Source organism: Streptomyces sp. NBC_00094, from assembly GCF_026343125.1.
In the GTDB taxonomy this organism is placed as follows: Bacteria; Actinomycetota; Actinomycetes; order Streptomycetales; family Streptomycetaceae; genus Streptomyces.
The window spans coordinates 3,750,314-3,771,038 of sequence record NZ_JAPEMB010000001.1; the positions used below are offsets into that span (position 1 = coordinate 3,750,314).

The 20,725-nt window shown below is 72.1% G+C and carries 17 protein-coding genes; 8 read left to right on the plus strand and 9 right to left on the minus strand.

The features are described from left to right. Positions 1-26: 26 nt before the first annotated feature. From OG580_RS16320 to ssd, 4 genes are read right to left on the minus strand one after another with little or no spacing between them, the layout of a single operon-like run. Positions 27-797, minus strand: coding sequence for a type II secretion system F family protein (locus OG580_RS16320; protein WP_267048024.1), 771 nt, complete (start codon positions 795-797; stop codon positions 27-29). A 38-nt stretch (positions 798-835) separates the two neighbouring features. Continuing rightward, positions 836-1,717, minus strand: a complete 882-nt coding sequence (locus tag OG580_RS16325; RefSeq protein ID WP_267048025.1) for a type II secretion system F family protein — start codon at positions 1,715-1,717, stop codon at positions 836-838. A gap of 6 nt (positions 1,718-1,723) precedes the next feature. Further along, complete coding sequence (locus OG580_RS16330; RefSeq protein ID WP_267044408.1) at positions 1,724-2,914, minus strand: TadA family conjugal transfer-associated ATPase; 1,191 nt, start codon at positions 2,912-2,914, stop codon at positions 1,724-1,726. Next, complete coding sequence (ssd, locus tag OG580_RS16335) at positions 2,911-3,999, minus strand: septum site-determining protein Ssd (protein ID WP_267044409.1); 1,089 nt, start codon at positions 3,997-3,999, stop codon at positions 2,911-2,913. Before ssd ends, OG580_RS16330 begins: the two co-directional genes overlap by 4 nt. Positions 4,000-4,527: 528 nt before the next feature. On the opposite strand from ssd, the gene OG580_RS16340 reads away from it, so the two are divergent. Next, positions 4,528-5,391, plus strand: coding sequence for an HAD family phosphatase (locus OG580_RS16340; RefSeq protein ID WP_267044410.1), 864 nt, complete (start codon positions 4,528-4,530; stop codon positions 5,389-5,391). 341 nt (positions 5,392-5,732) lie between these two features. On the opposite strand, the gene OG580_RS16345 is transcribed toward OG580_RS16340, so the two are convergent. After that, the gene (locus OG580_RS16345) at positions 5,733-6,605 is read right to left on the minus strand and encodes an oxidoreductase (RefSeq protein ID WP_267044411.1); all 873 of its coding nucleotides are present in this window, start codon (positions 6,603-6,605) and stop codon (positions 5,733-5,735) included. A gap of 102 nt (positions 6,606-6,707) precedes the next feature. On the opposite strand from OG580_RS16345, the gene OG580_RS16350 reads away from it, so the two are divergent. Further along, positions 6,708-7,694, plus strand: coding sequence for an ATP-binding protein (locus tag OG580_RS16350; RefSeq protein ID WP_267044412.1), 987 nt, complete (start codon positions 6,708-6,710; stop codon positions 7,692-7,694). Here the strand turns inward: OG580_RS16350 and OG580_RS16355 are convergent. Then, complete coding sequence (locus OG580_RS16355; RefSeq protein ID WP_267044413.1) at positions 7,672-8,976, minus strand: hypothetical protein; 1,305 nt, start codon at positions 8,974-8,976, stop codon at positions 7,672-7,674. The genes OG580_RS16350 and OG580_RS16355 overlap by 23 nt on opposite strands. Before the next feature lie 310 nt (positions 8,977-9,286). Between OG580_RS16355 and OG580_RS16360 the strand changes: the two genes are divergently transcribed. The 6 genes from OG580_RS16360 to OG580_RS16385 all read left to right on the plus strand — a co-directional run bounded on the left by OG580_RS16360 (position 9,287) and on the right by OG580_RS16385 (position 17,420). Then, complete coding sequence (locus OG580_RS16360) at positions 9,287-11,698, plus strand: SulP family inorganic anion transporter (protein WP_267044414.1); 2,412 nt, start codon at positions 9,287-9,289, stop codon at positions 11,696-11,698. A 293-nt stretch (positions 11,699-11,991) separates the two neighbouring features. Then, on the plus strand, positions 11,992-13,971 hold the full coding sequence (acs, locus tag OG580_RS16365) for an acetate--CoA ligase (protein WP_267044415.1): 1,980 nt from the start codon (positions 11,992-11,994) through the stop codon (positions 13,969-13,971). Positions 13,972-14,217: 246 nt separating this feature from the next. Continuing rightward, positions 14,218-15,624, plus strand: a complete 1,407-nt coding sequence (gene nhaA, locus OG580_RS16370; RefSeq protein WP_267044416.1) for a Na+/H+ antiporter NhaA — start codon at positions 14,218-14,220, stop codon at positions 15,622-15,624. A gap of 36 nt (positions 15,625-15,660) precedes the next feature. Continuing rightward, a complete protein-coding gene (locus tag OG580_RS16375) occupies positions 15,661-16,146 on the plus strand; it encodes a phage holin family protein (RefSeq protein WP_267044417.1) in 486 nt (161 codons plus the stop codon). Beyond that, positions 16,143-17,078, plus strand: coding sequence for an alpha/beta fold hydrolase (locus OG580_RS16380; RefSeq protein ID WP_267044418.1), 936 nt, complete (start codon positions 16,143-16,145; stop codon positions 17,076-17,078). The genes OG580_RS16375 and OG580_RS16380 overlap by 4 nt, the downstream gene beginning before the upstream one ends. A gap of 147 nt (positions 17,079-17,225) precedes the next feature. After that, on the plus strand, positions 17,226-17,420 hold the full coding sequence (locus tag OG580_RS16385; protein WP_267044419.1) for a hypothetical protein: 195 nt from the start codon (positions 17,226-17,228) through the stop codon (positions 17,418-17,420). 78 nt (positions 17,421-17,498) lie between these two features. On the opposite strand, the gene OG580_RS16390 is transcribed toward OG580_RS16385, so the two are convergent. The 3 genes from OG580_RS16390 to nth all read right to left on the minus strand — a co-directional run bounded on the left by OG580_RS16390 (position 17,499) and on the right by nth (position 20,596). Then, the gene (locus tag OG580_RS16390; protein ID WP_267044420.1) at positions 17,499-18,698 is read right to left on the minus strand and encodes a MarP family serine protease; all 1,200 of its coding nucleotides are present in this window, start codon (positions 18,696-18,698) and stop codon (positions 17,499-17,501) included. A 45-nt stretch (positions 18,699-18,743) separates the two neighbouring features. Then, positions 18,744-19,520: a CoA pyrophosphatase gene (locus tag OG580_RS16395; protein ID WP_267044421.1), complete on the minus strand. Its 777-nt coding sequence runs from the start codon at positions 19,518-19,520 to the stop codon at positions 18,744-18,746. Between the two features lie 107 nt (positions 19,521-19,627). Beyond that, entirely contained in the window at positions 19,628-20,596 is a 969-nt protein-coding gene (gene nth, locus OG580_RS16400) for an endonuclease III (RefSeq protein ID WP_354006207.1), read from the minus strand. Positions 20,597-20,725 lie beyond the last annotated feature (129 nt).

A 20,725-nucleotide genomic window follows, 5' to 3' on the forward strand; every position in this document is an offset into this window, starting at 1 on the left:
CTCCTTGTCTCGCCTTGTCGTTGCGTTCATCTGTCCAGCAGTCCAGCCGCCAGCCCGATCACCACGGGCGCCACTCCCACCGCCAGGAACGCGGGCAGGAAGCAGAGCCCCACGGGCGCGCTGATCAGGACCTGTGCCCTGCGCGCCCGGGCCGCCGCCGTGCGGGCCCTGGCAGCCCGCAGGCCGGCCGCGTGCCGGGCGACGGCCTCCGCGGCGGGCGCCCCCGAGGAACCGGCCCTCTCCAAGCAGCGGGCCAGCCCCTCCGCACCCGGTATCGCGCCGAACCTCCGCCACACCTCGGCCGGTTCACCGCCGAGCCGCAGCTCGGCCGCCGTGCGGGTGAGGCGCTCGCCCAGCGGGCCTCCCAGCGACCGCCCCACCGCCTCCACCGCCTCCCCGGGCCCCGCCCCGGCGGAGGCGCACGCCGCCAACAGATCGGCCGCGAGCGGAAGGTGACGTGCCGCCACCTCGACGTCGACCGAAGCGGAGGGGCGCCCGCGCATCCGCCTCCACCGTGTCCCGCAGGCCGCCAGGACCCCCGAGCACAGGCCGCCGAGCCCACCGAGCAGCACCCAGCCGACGAGCGCCGCCGCGAACGGCACCGCCCACCGCCCCACCCACGGCGACCACTCGACGCCGGCCTTCCGGCCCAGAGGTCTCCCAGGGAGATGCCTCCCGGGCAGAGGCTTGCGGGCCGGGGCCCCTGGCGCCGCCAGCAGGCTCCCCACCCGTCGCCGCATCCCACGCGCCCGCCGCTCGTGCACCACTTCCCTGCCGGCCTGCACACACAGAGCCATCGCCGGCACCACCAGCGCCGCGACCTGAACGGCCCCCGTCACCCCCGCTCACCTCCCCGGACGATCCGCGCGGCCCACCACAGCCCGGCCGCCTCCAGCGCCCCGCCCACCGCCAGGCACCCCAGGCCCGCCGGCGTGTGCAGCAGCACCCTCAGCGGGTCGGCGCCCAGCGCCGCCCCCATGGCGAGTCCCGCGGCCGGAAGCACCGCGAGGACCGTCACCGTCGCCCAGGCCCCGGCCAGTTCGGCCCGCAGCCGCTCCCGCTGTTCCCGGTGCTCCCGCAGAGCCGCCTCCAGCCGGTCGAGCCCCGCCGCAAGACCCGCACCCCCGTCCACGGCCACCTGCCAGCACGCCGCAAGACCCGCGAGGCCGTCGGCACCACCCTGGTGAGCGGCCCGCCGCAGCGCCTCCGGCACGTCCCCGCCGAACCGGGCCGCCGCGAGCACCACCGCCTCCTCGTCGCCGAGCGCGCCCGTCTGGCGGGCCGCGAAGGACAACGCCTGCGCGGGCTGCCATCCGGCCCTCAACTCCCCGGAGACAGCCCCGCACAGGGCCACCACCCGCTCGGCCCGCGCCTCCTGCTCCTTCCGCCGCTCGGCCGCCCGCAGCCGCCGCGCCACCAGCGGCACCGCGACCGCCCCGGCCAGCAGCGGCAACGGCGATCCGCCCCACAGCGCGACCACCCCCGCCACCGGCAGGCACAACCAGGCGCGCCGCTTCCGCACCAGGGCCCATCGGCGGGCGGCCGCCGCCCACCACGCCCGCCGCCCCTCCCGCTCGTCACGTCCCTCCGGAACGCCCCCCCGCGAGCACCACCCGTGCCCGGCCCCTCCCTCGCCACCACTCGACCAGCCACCACAGGACGAGCCCCGCGCAGAAGAGCGCCGCCCCCTCCCCCACGGCCCGCACCGACACCAGATCCGACGTCACCACGCCTCGCCCCCGATCAGCGACCGCAACCGCTCCCAGCCCCGCTCCCGCTCGAAGCCCGCCACGCCCCACCGCAGCGCGGGAACGGTCCGTACGAGCCCGTCCCGGTCCCGCTCCAGGACGTGGATCTCGGCGATCCGCCGCCGCCCGTCCCGGGCCCGCACGAGGTGGACCACCACCGAAAGCCCGGCGCCCAGCTGGCTGTGCAGGGCCGCCCTGTCGAGCCCTCCCGCCGTACCGAGCGCCTCCAGACGAGCCGGTACGTCCGCCGCCGTATTGGCGTGGACCGTCCCGCACCCGCCTTCGTGGCCCGTGTTGAGGGCGGCGAGCAGGTCCACGGCCTCGCCGCCTCTGACCTCGCCGACCACGAGCCGGTCGGGCCGCATCCGCAGCGCCTGGCGGACCAGGTCCCGCAGGGTCACGAGACCGGCGCCCTCCTGGTTCGCGGGCCGCGCTTCGAGGCGCACCACGTGCGGGTGGTCGGGCCGCAGCTCCGCCGAGTCCTCGGCGAGCACGATCCGCTCCCGCTCCCCCACGAGCCCCAGCAGGGAGGCGAGCAGGGTCGTCTTCCCCGTCCCCGTACCGCCGCTGACGACGTACGACACGCGGGCCTCGATCAGCGCCCGCAGGACCCGGGCTCCGCCCGGCGGGACGGTGCCCGCCTCGGCCAGCTCCTCCAGGGAGAAGGCACGCGGGCGCACGACCCGCAGCGACAGACAGGTCGAGCCGACGGCCACCGGCGGCAGCACCGCGTGCATCCGGGTGCCGTCGGGGAGCCGCGCGTCCACCCACGGCCGCGCGTCGTCGAGCCGGCGCCCCGCGACCGCCGCGAGCCGCTGCGCGAGCCTGCGGACGGCAGTGGCGTCGGGGAAGGACACCGGGGCCCGTTCGAGACCGGTGCCCCGGTCCACCCACACCCGGTCGGGCGCCGAGACCAGGACGTCGGTGACCGCCGGATCGGCGAGCAGCGGCTCCAGCGGGCCCGTGCCGATGAGCTCGCACCTCAGCTCCTCGGCCGCGCCGAGCACTTCCGCGTCGCCCAGGAGCCGCCCCTGGGCCCGCAGCGCCGCGGCCACCCGCGCCGGGGTGGGATCGGCGCCGCTCGCCGCGAGCCGCTGCCGCACGGCGTCGAGCAGTCCCGCTCCACCGGCCCCGAGCCCGCCGCCCGCGACGAGGGCCCCGGTCATGCCGCGCCGCCGGGGACGAGCGCACGCTCCCAGAAGGTCGTGCAGAACCGGCCGAGCGCCCCACGGGGCTCCGCTCCCGGCGGTACGCCCGCGTCCTGGTCGTCGACGATCCCCGGGTCGTAGGGGAGTTCACCGGCCAACGGCAGCCGCAGCGCGTCGGCGACCCAGCGCTCGTCGAGCCCCGCCGCGTACGGCCCGCGAACGACGGCCCGCAGGTCGCGCACGATCATGCCGAGGGTCGAGGCCACCCGATGGGCGGCCGCGACGGCCCGCAGCTCCCCCGGAACGACGAGCAGCCCCAGGTCGAGCTGGGCCAGGGCCTCGGTGGCCGCTTCATCGGTCCCACGCGGCAGGTCGACCACGACGACCCCGCCACGGCGGCGCGCGGCGGCGAGCACGGACCGCACGGCCTCGGGCGGCATCGGCGCCGCGGGCTCCCTGCCCCAGCTGAGCACCCGCACGCCGCGCACCGAGGGAAGGGACTCCTCCAGGGCGCCGCCGGCCAGCCGTCCCTTCGAGGCCGCGAAGTCGGGCCAGCGCCTGCCGTCCTCGCGCTCACCGCCGAGCAGTACGTCGAGCCCTCCGCCCAGCGGGTCGCCGTCGACGAGCAGGGTGCGCCGCCCGGTCCGCGCGGCGGCCAGCGCGAGGCCGCAGGCCAAGGTGGAGGCGCCCGCGCCGCCCCGACCGCCGACGACCCCGACGGTCAGGGCCTGCCGCCCCACGCCCTCGGTCGCGTCGGCGATGCGGTCGACCAGCAGGCTCTCTGCCTCCGGCAGCCTCAGCACGCACTCCGCGCCGACCTCGACGGCCAGCCGCCAGACCCCCGGATCGTCCTGCTCACGGCCGACGAGGACGATCCCGGGCCGGCGTACCCCCGCCGTGCAGCGGGCCGCCGCGTCGTCGCCGACCAGGACGAGCGGCGGATCGGTCCAGGCGGCCCGGCGCTCCGGCACCCGGTGGTGCACCTCGGGCTCGACTCCGGCCGCCGCGCACAGCCGGAGCAGGTCGTCCAGGAGCGCGAGGTCCTCGGTGACGATCAGCGGCCCGGCACGGCGCGGTCCGGCAGCCCCATCCGGGTCCGTCACCCGGGACGAGGCCCTCGCCGACGCCCTGACCGATGTCCTCGCCGCACTCCTGGCCCCGGAAGTCCTTGTTGTCTCCACGCCGCACGCCCCTCTCGTGAATCCTGCCGTCCGCGAACTTCGCGACAGGAATCACCGTGGGGCCGCACCGGAAATCATGCGGATCTTGCCGAAAAACTGTGGATAACCAAGGCCCTGTGAATATCTCCGCCATCCCTCCGGAGACTCCCCGGAACGCAGCCTGCCGGTTACTCTGAGTGAGGAATCGAGTGCTCGACGACAGACCGGCCGGATCGCGGCCGAGGTGAACGGAGAGAGGATCGAGCGATGACACGGAGGACCAAAACGGCTCCGGACATGCGACGACCCCCGCCGGGGGGGAGAGCGGGGGTCGTCTTTCCGGCCGACTCGGGGGGGGAGGAGCCGGACCGGGTTAGCACGGTCGCGAACGATCCGTGACTTCCATGGTGTACCCGAGAGCCTTCTCAGGCAAACCCATGCGCCCCAGCGTACGCCGAATGGCGGGCACCTATGCTCAGGCTTGTGGAAAACCACTCCTTGCCGCGCACAGCCGCCTTCTTTGACCTGGACAAGACGGTCATTGCGAAGTCCTCGACGCTGACCTTCAGCAAGTCCTTCTACCGGGGCGGACTGATCAGCCGCCGCGCCGCCCTGCGGACGGCCTACATCCAGTTCGTGTTCCTGGTGGGCGGAGCCGATCACGACCAGATGGAGCGGATGCGTGAATATCTTTCCGCGCTCTGCAAAGGCTGGAACGTCGCCCAGGTCAAGGAGCTCGTCGCCGAGACCCTGCACGATCTGATCGACCCGATCATCTACGACGAGGCCGCTTCCCTCATCGAGGAACACCACGCCGCCGGCCGCGACGTCGTGATCGTCTCGACGTCCGGTGCCGAGGTCGTCGAGCCGATCGGCGAGATGCTCGGAGCCGACCGTGTCGTCGCCACCCGGATGGTGGTCGGCGAGGACGGCTGCTTCACCGGTGAGGTGGAGTACTACGCCTACGGACCGACGAAGGCCGAGGCCGTCCGGGAGCTCGCGGAGTCGGAGGGGTACGACCTCTCCCGCTGCTACGCCTACAGCGACTCGGCGACCGACATCCCCATGCTGGAGGCCGTCGGCCACGCGTACGCGGTCAATCCCGACCGGACACTGCGGCGCGAGGCCGTCGCCCGGGAATGGCCAGTGCTCTCTTTCGACAAGCCGGTGCGCCTGAAGCAGCGGCTGCCCGAATTCCGGATGCCGCCCCGTCCCGCACTCGTCGCCGCGGCGGCCCTGGGCGCGGCGGCGGCGGCCGGACTCGTCTGGTACGCCTCGCGGCGCCGTCAGGCCGCGCTCGCCCATCGGCTCGCCGATGGCTTTGCCCGAATTTGAGCAATGAGCAAAGAAGCGGAGCCAGCACTTTCGCTTCCACTCCGACAGGAGTAGAAAGGAATCAGGCCCGCGAGACCGAGGACATCCGAGAGGATCACCTGTTGAGCATGAAGGCCCCACGGACCTAGCACAGAAACCGAGCACCCACGCGACGTCGACCCGTCGATTACGGGCCAGCCACACCAGGCCACGGGCAAAGTCCCGGCCTGATGGGCACTTATCGAGGACGCATGGTAACTGGGTAGACGTGCCAGCGGCGGTACCAGATCTGGTGCCGCCGCAACCCGTTTCCGGCCCGGCTCTGGATCGCAACTGGAGCCGGTGCCGGAAACGGATCCGCGTCAGGCCGCGCCGCGCTGAAGCGCCTCGCAGACGGCCGTCGACTCCCGGACCCCCAGCTCGACCGAGCGCCCGCAGTGCGCGATCCAGGCACCCACACCCTCCGGGGTGCCCGTCAGGTACCCCTCGAACGCGGCGAGGTACGCCGCGCGCCCCTGCTCGGCGTGGCCGACCTCGGCAGGGCAGATCGCCTTGGGGTCGAGACCGCTGCCGACCAGCACGATCCGCTCCGCCGCCCGCGCGACCAGACCGTTGTACGAGGTGAAGGGGCGCAGCGCGAGCAGTTCGCCGTGCACCACCGCGGCCGTCACGAGCGCCGGGGCCTCGCCGCCCGCGACGATCAGCCCGGCAAGTCCGTCCAGCCGGCCGGCGACCTCGGAGGGCGTCGGCAGCGGGGCCTCGATCAGCGGCTCGTCGACCGATTCGCCGTCCAGCCGGGGCCGCCCGACCGAGTCGGCCGAGCTGTCGGAACCGCCCGAACCGACCGCGAAACCCGTGTCGCCCGAGGCCCCCGTGTCGCCCGCGGCGACCAGGTGGAGGCGGGCGAGCACCCGCATCGGCGACTGGCGCCAGATGGAGAGCAGCTGCCCGGCTTCCGCACCCAGGCGCAGGGCGGCGCCGACCGTGCGGGCCTCGGCGTCGGCGCTGAAGTCGGTGCGTCGGCGGACCTCTTCCAGGGCCCAGTCGGCGCCGGACAGGGCGGCCGAGCCGCGCGCCCCGCGGAGCGCCGCCTCGGACGAGATCTCGTTGCTGCGGCGCCGCATCACACGGTGGCCGTAGACCCGGTCGACGGCCTTGCGTACGGAGTCCACCGCGTCGGCGACGCCCGGCAGGGAGCCGAGGGCGGCCAGGGGGTCAGAGTCGTGCGTACTCATAAGTAGGGAGGCTACGCGCCCGGGCGGCCCGCCCCACGATGGAGTGGTCTTCTTCACGCACCTTGACCACGCCACGCACTCATGCCACTACGCTAGGTGAACATGAAGATCGCTTTCGTGGGGAAGGGCGGCAGCGGCAAGACCACGCTGTCCTCTCTCTTCATCCGCCACCTCACCGCCACCGAGTCCCCGGTCGTCGCCGTCGACGCCGACATCAACCAGCACCTGGGCGCCGCGCTCGGACTGCCCGAGCAGGAGGCCGCGGCGATGCCCGCGATGGGCGCGCACCTGCCGCTCATCAAGGAGTACCTGCGGGGCTCCAACCCGCGGATCGTCTCCGCCGACACGATGATCAAGACGACGCCGCCCGGGGAGGGTTCGCGGCTCCTTCGGGTCCGCGAGGACAACCCGGTCTACGAGACCTGCGCGCGCACGGTCCGGCTCGACGACGGCGACATCCGGCTGATGGCGACGGGCCCCTTCACGGAGTCGGACCTCGGGGTGTCCTGCTACCACTCGAAGGTCGGGGCGGTGGAGCTCTGCCTCAACCACCTGGTCGACGGGGCCGACGAGTACGTGGTCGTCGACATGACGGCGGGCTCGGACTCCTTCGCCTCCGGCCTCTTCACCCGCTTCGACATGACCTTCCTGGTCGCCGAGCCGACCCGCAAGGGCGTCTCGGTCTACCGCCAGTACAAGGAGTACGCACGGGACTTCGGCGTCGCGCTCAAGGTCGTCGGAAACAAGGTGCAGGGCCAGGACGACCTCGACTTCCTGCGCGCGGAGGTCGGCGAGGACCTGCTCGTGACGGTGGGCCACTCGGACTGGGTCCGCGCGATGGAGAAGGGCCACCCGCCGCGCTTCGAGCTCCTGGAGGCGGAGAACCGCATGTCGCTCCAGGCCCTCCAGGACGCGGCCGACGACTCGTACGCCCTCCGCGACTGGGAGCGCTACACGCGCCAGATGGTCCACTTCCACCTCCGCAACGCGGAGAGCTGGGGCAACGCCAAGACCGGGGCCGACCTGGCGGCGCAGGTCGACCCCGGTTTCGTACTGTCCGAAGGGCTCAGTGCCGTGCAGCCTGCTTAGCCGCCGGGGCACCCGCCGGGGCGGGCGGCTGGGCGGCCAGGAAGGTCTGCCAGCCGCCCTGCGGGGCCTCGCCGACCTTCAGGGTGCGCATCTTGGCGATGACCTCGGGGTCCTGGGCGTCGAGCCAGTCGGCGAGCTGACGGAAGGACACGCACTCGACGTCCTTCTGCACGCAGACCGTCGCGATGGTCTCCTCGATGGCACGCATGTACGTGCCGCCGTTCCAGGACTCGAAGTGGTTTCCGATGATCAGCGGCGCGCGGTTGCCCTGGTAGGAGCGCTCGAAGGCCTGCACCAGGCCGTCCCGCATCTGGTTGCCCCAGAACGCGTGCTGCGAGGGGTCGCCCTGGGTCGTACCCGACTGGTTGACCAGGAAGTTGTAGTCCATGGCGAGCGTCTGGAAGGCGCGGCCCGGGACCGGCACGAGCTGCATCGACAGATCCCACAGGCCCAGGTCCTTCTTGGGCCAGATCTGGTCGTTGACGCCGCTCGTGTCGTAGCGGAAGCCCATCTGCGCGGCTGCCTGGACGAAGTTCTTCCGGCCTTCGAGGCAGGGGGTGCGGGCGCCGACGAGCTCCTTGTCGTAGTCGAAGGGAAGCGGCTGCTCCGCGCGCAGGCCGGCGTTCGTCTTCCAGTTCTTGACGAAGGACTTGGCCTGGTTGATCTCGCTCTTCCACTCATCGACCGACCAGGTGCCGACACCCCCGTCCTTCCCGCAGAAGTGCCCGTTGAAGTGGGTGCCGATCTCGTTGCCCTCCTGCCACGCGGCACGCAGTTCGCGGACGGTGTCACGGATGCCGTCGACGTCGTTGAAGCCGATGTCGGAGCGCCCCGCGCTGTGCTGCGGCGGGTCGTAGAGCTTCCGCTTCTCTTCGGGCAGCAGGTACACGCCGCTGAGGAAGTACGTCATGGTCGCGTCGTACTTCCGGCCGACCGAGCGGAAGTGGGAGAACAGCTTCTGGCTGTCCTCGCCCGCGCCGTCCCACGAGAAGACCACGAACTGCGGCGGGGTCTCCCCCGGCTTGAGGCGCTGCCAGACCGGCTGGTGGGGCTGGGCTCCGGTGAAGGCCGTGGAGCCGTCGCCGATCATGCGGACCGTGTTCTCCGGAGCCGCGGCCGGACCCTTCTTGGGGCCCGTCCCGCCCGGCACGGCCTTCGTGGCGGCGCCGTCGGAGCCGTCGGAGCCCGAGCAGCCGGCGAGGCCGGTGATCAGGGCGACGGCGAGGGCACCGGCGGCAAGCGCCTTCTTGTGGACTGCGGTCCTTCTCCCGGCGGCTGGCATCCGCCCACCTCTCCTCAGATCACACGTTCCGTACGAGCGGCGCCAACGTCGCACCGGAGCCGCCGGAGAGATGAAACGACAAGCGGAATCCCGTCCACCTGTCACCGGAACCGGTGAATCATTGCCCTGTTTGCCCCGAAAATAATGCCGCAGACTTTACTCTCCATTACGATCCATTTACCGAGCGTTGATCCTCCCCATCCCGGGGATCCCGCCGGAATCCCGCCGCTGCACGCCGTGACCCATGGCCGCGACCCCCACGTTCGTCCCGCACGAGCCGCGACCGCGCTGCCCCGGAGGAGACGGGAACATGACCCTCTGCACCCCCGCCCGCACGACCAACCGACCCCGAAGCCAGCGGCCCCACAGCCCGCCGGACGGGCCCCGCCGCTTCCGCATCGCCGGCGCGGACCTGTCCGCCTCGGTCGCCGTCTTCCTGATCGCCCTGCCACTCTCGCTCGGCATCGCGCTCGCCACCGGAGCCCCGCTCCAGTCCGGCCTGGTCGCCGCCGCCGTCGGCGGCATCGTCGCCGGCCGGTTCGGCGGCTCCCCCCTGCAGGTGAGCGGGCCCGCCGCCGGCCTCACCGTCGTGACCGCCGAGCTCATCCAGCGGTACGGCTGGCGCACCACCTGCGCCATCACGGTCCTCGCGGGCCTCGCCCAACTCGGCCTGTCCGCCCTGCGGGTGGCCCGCTCCGCACTCGCCGTCTCGCCCGCGATCGTGCACGGCATGCTGGCCGGCATCGGCGTCACCATCGCCCTCGCCCAACTCCACATCGTGCTCGGCGGCACGCCGCAGAGCTCTTCCGTGGCCAACGTCCTGGGCCTGCCCGCCCAGTTGGCGAACGTCCACCCGTCCGCGCTCGCCATCAGCGCCCTCACCGTGACCGTGCTGCTGTGCTGGCCGAAGCTGCCGGGAAGGGCCGGTCGACTCGTACGGAAGGCCCCCGCCGCGCTCGTCGCGGTGGCCGGGGCGACGGCGCTGGCCGCACTCACCGGACTGGCGGTGCCCCGCGTCGACCTGCCCTCCTGGAGCAGCCACGCACTGCCAGGGCTGCCCGAGGGGCCGGTCCTCGGGATCGCGGCCGGCGTGCTCACGATCACCCTGGTCACGAGCGTGCAGTCGCTGCTCTCCGCCGTCGCGGTCGACAAGCTGGTCGCCGCCCGCCCGGACCTCGGCCGGACCGTCCCGCGCTCCGGCCTCGACCGCGAGCTCGCCGGACAGGGCGCGGCCAACGTGGTCTCCGGGGCGCTCGGTGGCCTGCCGGTCGCCGGAGTCGCGGTCCGCAGCGTCGCCAACGTGTCGGCGGGCGCGGTCAGCCGCGCCTCCACCATGCTCCACGGCCTATGGATCGTGCTCGCGGCCCTGCTGCTCGTCCCCGTGCTCGACCTGATCCCGCTGGCCGCGCTCGCCGCGCTCGTCATGGTGGTCGGCATCCAGATGGTCAGCATCACCCACATCCGCACGGTCACCCGCCACCGCGAGGTCGTCGTCTACGCAGTGACGCTGGCCGGTGTCACCCTCGTCGGCATCCTGGAGGGCGTGGCCCTCGGGATCGCCGTGGCCATCGCCGTCGCGCTGCACCGGCTGGCCCGCACCCGCATCACCCGCGAGGAGCGGGACGGACACGAACTGCTGCACGTCCGGGGCCAGCTGACCTTCCTCGCCGTCCCCCGACTGAGCCGGGCCCTGCACCAGCTGCCCCGGGGCTCCCACGTCGTGGTCGAACTGGACGGGTCCTTCATGGACCACGCCGCCTTCGAGACGCTGAGCGAGTGGACGTCCGGGCACCTCGCCCACGGCGGCACGGTCGAGACGACCGGCCCCTCCGGCGTCCGGATCGCCGAACCCCACGCCTCCCCCGACGCGGCGGCCGACACCGCCTCCCACACCTGCTGCCGCCCCTGGACGCCGTGGCACAACCACCCATGCGGTGAGCGGGAGGCCGACGGGGCCGACGGCCCCGAAGAGGCCGCCGCGCCCGCCGAGACCCGCCGGACGTCGGGGCTGCACCTGGCCAGCGGCATCGGCAAGTTCCAGCGGAACACCGCCCCGCTCGTACGGGACGAGCTCGCCCGCCTCGCCCGCGAGGGCCAGCGCCCCTCCCAGCTCTTCCTGACCTGCGCCGACTCCCGCCTGGTCACCAGCATGATCACCTCCAGCGGCCCCGGCGACCTCTTCACCGTGCGGAACGTCGGCAACCTCGTCCCGCTCCCCGGCGAGGAGAGCGGGGACGACTCGGTCGCGGCGGCGATCGAGTACGCGGTGGACGTGCTCCGGGTCGAGTCGATCACCGTGTGCGGCCACTCCGGCTGCGGTGCGATGCAGGCCCTGCTCGGCAGCGGCCCGGACGATCCGGCGACACCGCCGACCCCGCTGCGGCGCTGGCTGCGGCACGGCCGGCCGAGCCTGGACCGGATGGCGAGCCGTAGACACGCCTGGGCCCGGATCTCCGGACGGCTGCCGGCCGACGCGGTCGAGCAGCTCTGCCTGACCAACGTGGTCCAGCAGCTGGAGCACCTGAGGGCGTACGAGTCGGTGGCGCGCCGACTGGCCGAGGGCAGCCTCACCCTGCACGGCATGTACTTCCATGTGGGCGAGGCGCAGGCGTACCTGTTGTCGGGCACGGACGAGGTCCACAGCTACGACGACGTCTTCACGCAGGTCATGCCGAGCGACCACCTGGAGTCGGATCACCTGACGACGGCCCGCGCGTCCTGAGGTCGCCGGACCGGCCCGGCCCGCGCCTCCTGAGGTCGCCGGACCGGCTCGGCCCGAGGCCTCCTGAGGTCGCCGGACCGAATCGCCCCGCGCGTCCTGAACCATCCGCTCCGGCCGTCCGTGAGACTGTGTGGCCCCTTCTCCCACCGCTCGGGAAGAAGGGGCCACCGCACGTCATACAACTCACAGGTCTAAACCAATTCCCTGGAGACTCTTGTCACCCGGGCCTCGGACTGATGAGCTATGACGCGGGACACATACGCACAGAGGACGCCCTGGGAAAGGGAGATGTCGTGAGCAACGAATCCTTGGCCAACCTGCTCAAGGAAGAGCGGCGGTTCGCGCCGCCCGCCGAGCTGGCCGCGGACGCCAATGTGACGGCGGAGGCGTACGAGCAGGCCAAGGCGGACAGGCTGGGCTTCTGGGCCGAGCAGGCCAAGCGCCTGACCTGGGCCACCGAGCCGACCGAGACGCTCGACTGGTCGAACCCGCCGTTCGCCAAGTGGTTCGCGGACGGCGAGCTGAACGTGGCGTACAACTGCGTCGACCGTCACGTCGAGGCGGGCCACGGCGACCGGGTCGCCATCCACTTCGAGGGCGAGCCGGGCGACAGCCGCGCCATCACCTACGCCGAGCTCAAGGACGAGGTCTCGCGGGCCGCCAACGCCCTGACCGAGCTGGGCGTCCGCAAGGGTGACCGGGTCGCCGTCTACCTGCCGATGATCCCCGAGGCGGCCGTCACGATGCTGGCCTGCGCCCGCGTCGGCGCCGCCCACTCGGTGGTCTTCGGCGGCTTCTCGGCCGACGCCGTGGCCTCCCGCATCCAGGACGCCGACGCCAAGCTGGTCGTCACCGCCGACGGCGGCTACCGCCGCGGCAAGCCGAGCGCCCTCAAGCCGGCCATCGACGAGGCCGTCGCCAAGTGCCCGCAGGTCGAGCACGTCCTCGTGGTCCGCCGCACGGGCCAGGACACGGCCTTCACCGAGGGCCGCGACGTGTGGTGGGACGACATCGTCGCCCGCCAGTCCGCCGAGCACACCCCGGAGGCCTTCGAGGCGGAGCACCCGCTCTTCATCCTCTACACCTCCGGTACGACGGGTAAGCCGAAGGGCATCCTGCACACCTCCGGCGGCTACCTCACCCAGGCCGCGTACACGCACCACGCCGTCTTCGACCTGAAGCCGGAGAGCGACGTCTACTGGTGTACCGCCGACATCGGCTGGGTCACCGGCCACTCGTACATCGTCTACGGCCCGCTGGCCAACGGCGCGACGCAGGTCATGTACGAGGGCACCCCGGACACCCCGCACCAGGGCCGGGTCTTCGAGATCGTGCAGAAGTACGGCGTCACGATCCTCTACACGGCGCCGACGCTGATCCGTACGTTCATGAAGTGGGGCGACGACATCCCCGCGAAGTTCGACCTCTCCAGCCTCCGCGTGCTGGGCTCGGTCGGCGAGCCGATCAACCCCGAGGCCTGGGTCTGGTACCGCGAGCACATCGGCGCCAACAAGTGCCCGATCGTGGACACCTGGTGGCAGACCGAGACCGGCGCGATGATGATCTCGCCGCTGCCGGGCGTCACCGAGACCAAGCCGGGCTCCGCCCAGCGCGCGCTGCCGGGCATCTCCGCGACCGTCGTCGACGACGAGGCGAACGAGGTGCCGGACGGCGGCGGTGGCTACCTGGTCCTCACCGAGCCGTGGCCGTCGATGCTCCGCACGATCTGGGGCGACGACCAGCGCTACATCGACACGTACTGGTCCCGCTTCGAGGGCAAGTACTTCGCCGGTGACGGCGCCAAGAAGGACGAGGACGGCGACATCTGGCTGCTCGGCCGGGTCGACGACGTCATGCTCGTCTCGGGCCACAACATCTCGACCACCGAGGTCGAGTCGGCGCTCGTCTCCCACCCGTCCGTGGCCGAGGCGGCCGTCGTCGGCGCCGCGGACGAGACGACCGGCCAGGCCATCGTCGCCTTCGTCATCCTGCGCGGCACGGCGAGCGAGACGGTGGCATCATCCGCTGACGCGGTGGAGAACCTCGTCTCCGACCTGCGCAACCACGTCGGCGCGACGCTCGGCCCGATCGCCAAGCCGAAGCGGATCCTGCCGGTGGCGGAGCTGCCGAAGACCCGCTCGGGCAAGATCATGCGTCGCCTGCTGCGTGACGTGGCGGAGAACCGGGAGCTGGGAGACGTCACGACGCTGACCGACTCCTCGGTCATGTCGCTCATCCAGACCCAGCTGCCGACGACGTCCAGCGAGGACTGAGTCCCGGTCGTACGACGCGGAAGCCCGCCCCGAGCCGCTCGGGGCGGGCTTCCGCGCGTCTCGCCCCGCAGGCCCCCTCCGTCGGGACGAAAGGCGCAAATCTCCTTAAAGTGATTCTCGCCGGACACAACCCCGTCTCGTTAGGTAAAGTAAGGATCGCGTCAGTGACGCGACAAGAAAACCTAGGTGCGCCGGGAAGTCTGGTCGGCATGTGCTTCGTCCTGCCCACCGACCGGAGGTTTCCTCGTGGCCGCGCCCGCACCGACCGACCGTGACGACCGCAAGTTCCTCGGCCGGCTCTCCCTGCCCGAGCGGCGATACCTCACCGACGCCCTGCGTACGGAGACCGTCGGCGGCGTCCTGCTACTCCTCGCCGCCGTCGCCGCCCTCATCTGGGCCAACACCCCCGCGGCCGACAGCTACAAGTCCGTACAGAACTTCCACATAGGCCCCGCCGCCCTCGGTCTCGACCTGTCGATCCAGCACTGGGCCGCCGACGGGCTCCTCGCGATCTTCTTCTTCGTCGCAGGCATCGAGCTCAAGCGCGAGCTCGTCGCGGGCGAACTGCGCGACCCCAAGGCCGCCGCGCTCCCCGTCATCGCCGCGATCTGCGGCATGGCCGCGCCCGCCCTCGTCTACGCCCTGGTCAACGTCCTCGGCAACGGCTCGATGGACGGCTGGGCCGTGCCCACGGCGACCGACATCGCCTTCGCGCTCGCCGTCCTCGCCGTCATCGGCACCTCGCTGCCGTCCGCGCTGCGCGCCTTCCTGCTCACCCTCGCCGTCGTCGACGACCTCTTCGCGATCCTGATCATCGCGGTCTTCTTCACCAGCGACCTGAACTTCGCCGCGCTCGGCGGCGCGGTCGCCGGACTCGTCGTCTTCTGGCTGCTCCTCCGCAAGAACGTTCGCGGCTGGTACGTGTACGTCCCGCTGGCCCTCGTCATCTGGGCCCTGATGTACAACAGCGGCGTCCACGCCACCATCGCCGGCGTCGCCATGGGCCTGATGCTGCGCTGCACCACCCACGAGGGTGAGAAGCACTCCCCCGGCGAGCACATCGAGCACCTCGTACGACCGCTCTCGGCCGGCCTCGCCGTCCCCCTGTTCGCGCTCTTCTCCGCCGGCGTCAGCGTCTCCGGCGGGGCGATCCGCGACGTCTTCACCCAGCCGGTCACCCTCGGCGTCGTCCTCGGTCTCGTCGTCGGCAAGGCCGTCGGCATCTTCGGCGGCACCTGGCTCGCCGCCCGTTTCACCAAGGCGGAGCTCAACCCCGACCTGACCTGGCCGGACGTCTTCGCCGTCGCCTCCCTCGCCGGCATCGGCTTCACCGTCTCGCTGCTCATCGGCGAACTCGCCTTCGCCGGCGACGCCGTCCTCACCGACGAGGTGAAGGCCGCCGTCCTCATCGGCTCCCTCATCGCGGCCGTCCTCGCCTCCGTCCTGCTGAAGCTGCGGGTCCGCAGGTACCAGGAGCTCATCGCCGACGAGGAGCGCGACGACGACCACGACGGCATCCCCGACATCTACGAGCAGGACAACCCGGCGTACCACCTGCGGATGGCGGAGATCTACGAGAAGAAGGCCGCCGAGCACCGCGACCGCGCCCAAGTGGCGGGGGCATCGCGCGACGAGGCCGACCGTCCGGCATGATCTGACTCGGACCGTAGAAGAGAAAAGGGAGCAGCGATGAGCGACCCGTTCGACGGAGCCGAGCGCAGTCTCGGCCAGTTGGTCGCCTCGGCGACCGCCGAGATGTCCGCACTCGTGCACGACGAGATCGCCCTGGCCAAGGCCGAGATCCGGGAGGACGCCAAGCGGGGCGCGATCGGCGGCGCCGCCGGCATCGCCGCCGCGGTCGTGCTGTTGTTCTCCCTGCCGATGCTGAGCTTCGCGCTCGCGTACGCCATCAACACCTGGACGGGCGGGCACAACGGCGAGGGCGGCTGGAACCTCGTCTGGTGCTTCCTGCTCTCGTTCGCCGCGAACGTGCTGCTGGCGGTGCTCCTCGGCGTGATCGCGTACGCCAAGTTCCGCAAGGTGAAGCCGCCGGAGAAGTCCATCGCCTCCGCCAAGCAGACGGCCGCCGTGCTCTCCACGGTGAAGCCGCACCCCCGCCCGGAGCCGGTCACGGCGCTGGACAAGGCCTCCGCTGTGGCACGCTCGTCCGTATGACCCTCCCCGAGAGCAGCAACGGCAACGGCGGGCCCGTGCGGCTCGACGGGCCGTGGACCCATCGCGACGTGGCCGCCAACGGCGCCCGATTCCACATCGCCGAGATGGGTGACGGCCCGCTGGTGCTGCTCCTGCACGGCTTCCCGCAGTTCTGGTGGACCTGGCGCCACCAGCTGCCGGCCCTCGCCGACGCGGGGTTCCGGGCCGTCGCGATGGACCTGCGCGGGGTGGGCGGCAGCGACCGCACGCCCCGGGGTTACGACCCCGCCAACCTGGCCCTCGACATCACCGGGGTCATCCGCTCCCTCGGCGAGCCCGACGCGGCGCTCGTCGGCCACGACCTGGGCGGCTACCTCGCCTGGACGGCGGCCGTGATGCGGCCCAAGCTGGTGCGCCGCCTCGCCGTCTCCTCGATGCCGCACCCGCGCCGCTGGCGCTCGGCGATGCTCTCCGACTTCGCCCAGTCGCGGGCCGGGTCGCACATCTGGGGCTTCCAGCAGCCGTGGCTGCCGGAGCGCCGGCTCGTCGCGGACGACGCGGCGCTCGTGGGAGAGCTGATCCAGGAGTGGTCGGGGCCGCGCCCCGCCGACGAGGAGGCCGTCGAGGTGTACCGGCGGGCGATGCTGGTCCCGTCGACGGCGCACTGCTCGATCGAGCCGTACCGCTGGATGGTGCGGTCCCTGGCCCGCCCGGACGGCATCCAGTTCAACCGGCGCATGAAGCGGCCCGTACGGGTGCCGACGCTGCACCTGCACGGCTCCATGGACCCGGTGATGCGGACCCGCAGCGCGGCCGGTTCGGGCGAGTACGTGGAGGCGCCGTACCGCTGGCGGCTCTTCGACGGCCTCGGTCACTTCCCGCACGAGGAGGACCCGGTGGCCTTCTCCACGGAGCTCGTCAACTGGCTGAAGGACCCCGAGCCCGACCGCTGACGTGACGCCTGACGTGCCATCGGAACAGGCGCCCGGTCAGGCTTCTGACGTACAGACATCCATCGAACGGCCATGTGCCCGGCGCATACTCCAATTGGCGGGCCCCCGGGCGGTTACCGACCTTGGGCCACGGGCAGACGTCGAGGTATGGGCTGGACGCACGACTACAGTGACACAGCACGCAACCGCCGCTCGGCCGCTGGGCCGGGCTCCCGGGAGAGGGGCGGCCCGCAGGACCAGGGCCGCGCGCACGCCGTGCAAGGGGTGGGGATCTCGCGCATCCTGCGCCGCCGGGCCCGCTGGGTCTCGGCCCGGCTCAGGCATCCACGCGACACCCCCTAGCGGGGCACAGGACAGCGGAGCACGGGACATCGGAGCGCAGGGCAGCAGAGCACAGGACTGCTGTGAGCGGCCGGCCGGCTACAGCGCGCAGGCCTGGGTGTCGACCTGCTGGGTGGCGGTCCTGCCGCGCTCGATGTCCTCGCGGATCTCGTCGACCGTCAGCGCGTAGCCGGTGTTCACGTCGTCGAGGGAGCGGGCGAAGATCACGCCGGACACCTCGCCGTCCTCGGTGAGGAGCGGGCCGCCGGAGTTGCCCTGGCGGACCGTCGCGTACAGCGAGTACACGTCCCTGCGCACCTCGTCGCGCTGGTAGATGTCGGGGCCCTTGGCGCTGATACGGCCCCTGACGCGCGCCGACCGCACGTCGTACGAGCCGTTCTCCGGGAATCCGGCGATGATCGCGCCGTCCCCGCTGTGGGCGTCCTCGTCGGTGAAGTTCAGGGGCGCGGCCTTGAGGCCCGGCACGTCCAGGACGGCGATGTCGCGCTGCCAGTCGTAGAGGACGACCTTGGCGTCGTAGAGCTTGCCCTCGCCGCCTATCTGGACGGTCGGTTCGTCGACCCCTCCGACGACATGGGCGTTGGTCATGATCCGGCGGTCGTCGAAGACGAAGCCGGTGCCTTCGAGGACCTTGCCGCAGCTCTGCGCGGTGCCGACGACCTTCACGATGGAGCGCTGGGCGCGGGCGGCGACGGGGCTGTCGGCGAGCGCCGGATCGGGCGGTGTGACCTGGGTGATCGGCTCGTTGGTGAAGGGGCTGAAGACCGGCGGGAAGCCGCTGCGGGCCAGCGTGGAGCTGAAGTCGTCGAACCAGCGGGACGCCTGATCGGGCATCACCTGCTCCACCCCGAGCAGGACCTTGGAGTTGCGCACCTCCTTGCCCAGCGTGGGCAGCGAGGTACGGGCGAGCGCGGAGCCGATGAGCCAGGCCACGAGCAGCATCGCGACGACGTTGACCAGCGCGCCGCCGGTGGCGTCCAGGGCGCGCACCGGTGACCACGTGATGTGCCGGCGCAGCTTGTTGCCGAGGTGGGTGGTGAACGCCTGGCCCACGGAGGCGCAGACGATGACCACCATCACGAAGACGATCGTCGCCGTGGTCGAGACCTCGCTGTTGTCGGTCAGCTGGTCCCAGAGGATCGGGAGCAGCAGAACGGCGACGAGACCGCCGCCGAGGAACCCGACCACCGACAGGATGCCGACCACGAATCCCTGGCGATAACCGATGACGGCGAACCACACGGCGGCGAGCAGCAACAAGATGTCCAGCACGTTCACCGTCGATAGCCTCGCAAATTCGTTTCGGTCGCCGAGGTCAGCCTGTCATGAGCGCCAGTCGAGTGGGACCTGCTTGGCCCGGTCCCAGGGGCGCTCCCAGCCGGCGTAATGCAGTAGCCGGTCGATCACTCCGGCGGTAAAACCCCAGACCAGCGCGGACTGGACCAGGAACGCGGGGCCCTGGTGGCCGCTCGGGTGGACGGTCGTCGCGCGGTTGGCGGGATCCGTGAGATCCGCCACGGGAACCGTGAAGACGCGGGCGGTCTCGCCGGGGTCGACGGCTCCCACGGGGCTCGGGGCCCGCCACCAGCCGAGGACCGGGGTGACGACGAAGCCGCTGACGGGGATGTAGAGCTGCGGCAGTACGCCGAACACCTGGACGCCCGCCGGGTCGAGCCCGGTCTCCTCCTGGGCCTCTCGCAGGGCGGCGCGCACCAGACCGCCGTCCTCCGGAGCGCCGTCCTCCGGGTCGAGGGCACCGCCCGGGAAGGAGGGCTGCCCGGCGTGCGACCGGAGGCTGCCGGCGCGCTCCATGAGCAGCAGCTCGGGTCCGCGGTCGCCCTCGCCGAAGAGGACGAGGACGGCGGACTGACGGCCGGCCCCGCTCGCGGGCGGCAGGAACCGGCTCAGCTGCTCGGGCGCGACCGTGCGGGCGGCCCGGTCGACGGGTTCGAGCCAGGACGGCAGCCCGGCCCGGTCGAGCAGACCACCGGTACCGGGGCCGTGGCCGGGGTTACGGCCGGTGCCGGAGCCGGGGCTACGGCCGTGGCCAGGGCTGCGACCGTGGCCGGCATCGTGGATGTCTTCGTCAGTGCGCGTCATAGGCACCCCGTGTTTCACAACGCGATCGATGGACGGGTTCGTTCCCCGCAGCTCGGTCCGGAAGCTCGGGCTCGGGCTCGGGCTCGGACTCGGACTCGGGCTCGGGCTCAGGCTCGGGCTCCGCCGCTCGCGCCCAGCGGGGGCGCGGGGCGGCCCGGGTAGCCGGGCGGCGGGTCGAGCCGCTGGCCGGGGAATCCGCCCATCTCGTACTTCAGCAGCTTCCGCGCCTTCTCCGGGTCCGTCTCGCCCTCGCCGTACGAGGGGCAGAGGTGGGTGATCGGGCAGGCGCCGCAGGCGGGCTTGCGGGCGTGGCAGATCCGGCGGCCGTGGAAGATCACCCGGTGCGAGAGCATGGTCCACTCGCTCTTCGGGAAGATCTCGGCGATCTCCGCCTCGATCTTGACCGGGTCCTCCTGCTCGGTCCACTTCCAGCGCCGGACCAGGCGCATGAAGTGGGTGTCGACGGTGATGCCGGGGACCCCGAAGGCGTTGCCGAGGACGACGAACGCGGTCTTGCGGCCGACGCCGGGGAGCTTGACCAGGTCCTCCAGGCGGCCGGGGACCTCGCCGCCGAAGTCGTCCCTGAGGGAGGCGGCGAGGCCCATGATCGACTTGGTCTTGGCCCGGAAGAAGCCGGTCGGGCGGATCAGCTCCTCGACCTCCTCCGGTACGGCGGCGGCGAGGTCCTCGGGCGTGGGGTACTTCGCGAAGAGGGCGGGGGTGGTCTGGTTGACCCGCAGGTCGGTGGTCTGCGCGGAGAGGACCGTGGCGACGAGCAGCTCGAAGGGGTTCCGGAAGTCGAGCTCCGGATGGGCGTACGGGAAGACCTCGGCCAGCTCGCGGTTGATCTTCCGCGCCCGCCGGATCATGGCGAGCCGCGACTCGGGCTTGGCGGCCTTCACCACCGTCACGGAGGCGGCCGACTTCGCGACCTTCGCGGGCGCCATCGACTTCGCCGATTTCACGGCCTTCGCGGGCGGCGCGGCCTTCGCGGCCTTCGCCGGCTTCACAGCCTTCGCCGGAGCGGCCGCCTCGCCGTCGACCCTGCCCGTCTTGGCGGTTTTGACCGGCTCCACGACCCCCGCAATCTTCCGAATTGGGGCTTTTGCCCGCTTCGACACGCCGTGTTCGCCCACGGCGGAATTACCTTCGGCTGACACTCTTCCAGCCCCCTTGGCCTGCGCTCTCACCGGCGAGTTGGACAC

Bases quoted from the DNA above. Each gene is read 5' to 3' on its own strand.
- OG580_RS16375 (WP_267044417.1), top strand. From the start codon at position 15,661: ATGAGCGACCCGTTCGACGGAGCCGAGCGCAGTCTCGGCCAGTTGGTC.
- OG580_RS16380 (WP_267044418.1), top strand. From the start codon at position 16,143: ATGACCCTCCCCGAGAGCAGCAACGGCAACGGCGGGCCCGTGCGGCTC.
- OG580_RS16330 (WP_267044408.1), bottom strand. From the start codon at position 2,914: ATGACCGGGGCCCTCGTCGCGGGCGGCGGGCTCGGGGCCGGTGGAGCG.
- OG580_RS16360 (WP_267044414.1), top strand. From the start codon at position 9,287: ATGACCCTCTGCACCCCCGCCCGCACGACCAACCGACCCCGAAGCCAG.
- OG580_RS16355 (WP_267044413.1), bottom strand. From the start codon at position 8,976: ATGCCAGCCGCCGGGAGAAGGACCGCAGTCCACAAGAAGGCGCTTGCC.
- OG580_RS16340 (WP_267044410.1), top strand. From the start codon at position 4,528: ATGCTCAGGCTTGTGGAAAACCACTCCTTGCCGCGCACAGCCGCCTTC.
- OG580_RS16385 (WP_267044419.1), top strand. From the start codon at position 17,226: ATGGGCTGGACGCACGACTACAGTGACACAGCACGCAACCGCCGCTCG.
- OG580_RS16395 (WP_267044421.1), bottom strand. From the start codon at position 19,520: ATGACGCGCACTGACGAAGACATCCACGATGCCGGCCACGGTCGCAGC.
- OG580_RS16350 (WP_267044412.1), top strand. From the start codon at position 6,708: ATGAAGATCGCTTTCGTGGGGAAGGGCGGCAGCGGCAAGACCACGCTG.
- OG580_RS16320 (WP_267048024.1), bottom strand. From the start codon at position 797: ATGGCTCTGTGTGTGCAGGCCGGCAGGGAAGTGGTGCACGAGCGGCGG.
- OG580_RS16345 (WP_267044411.1), bottom strand. From the start codon at position 6,605: ATGAGTACGCACGACTCTGACCCCCTGGCCGCCCTCGGCTCCCTGCCG.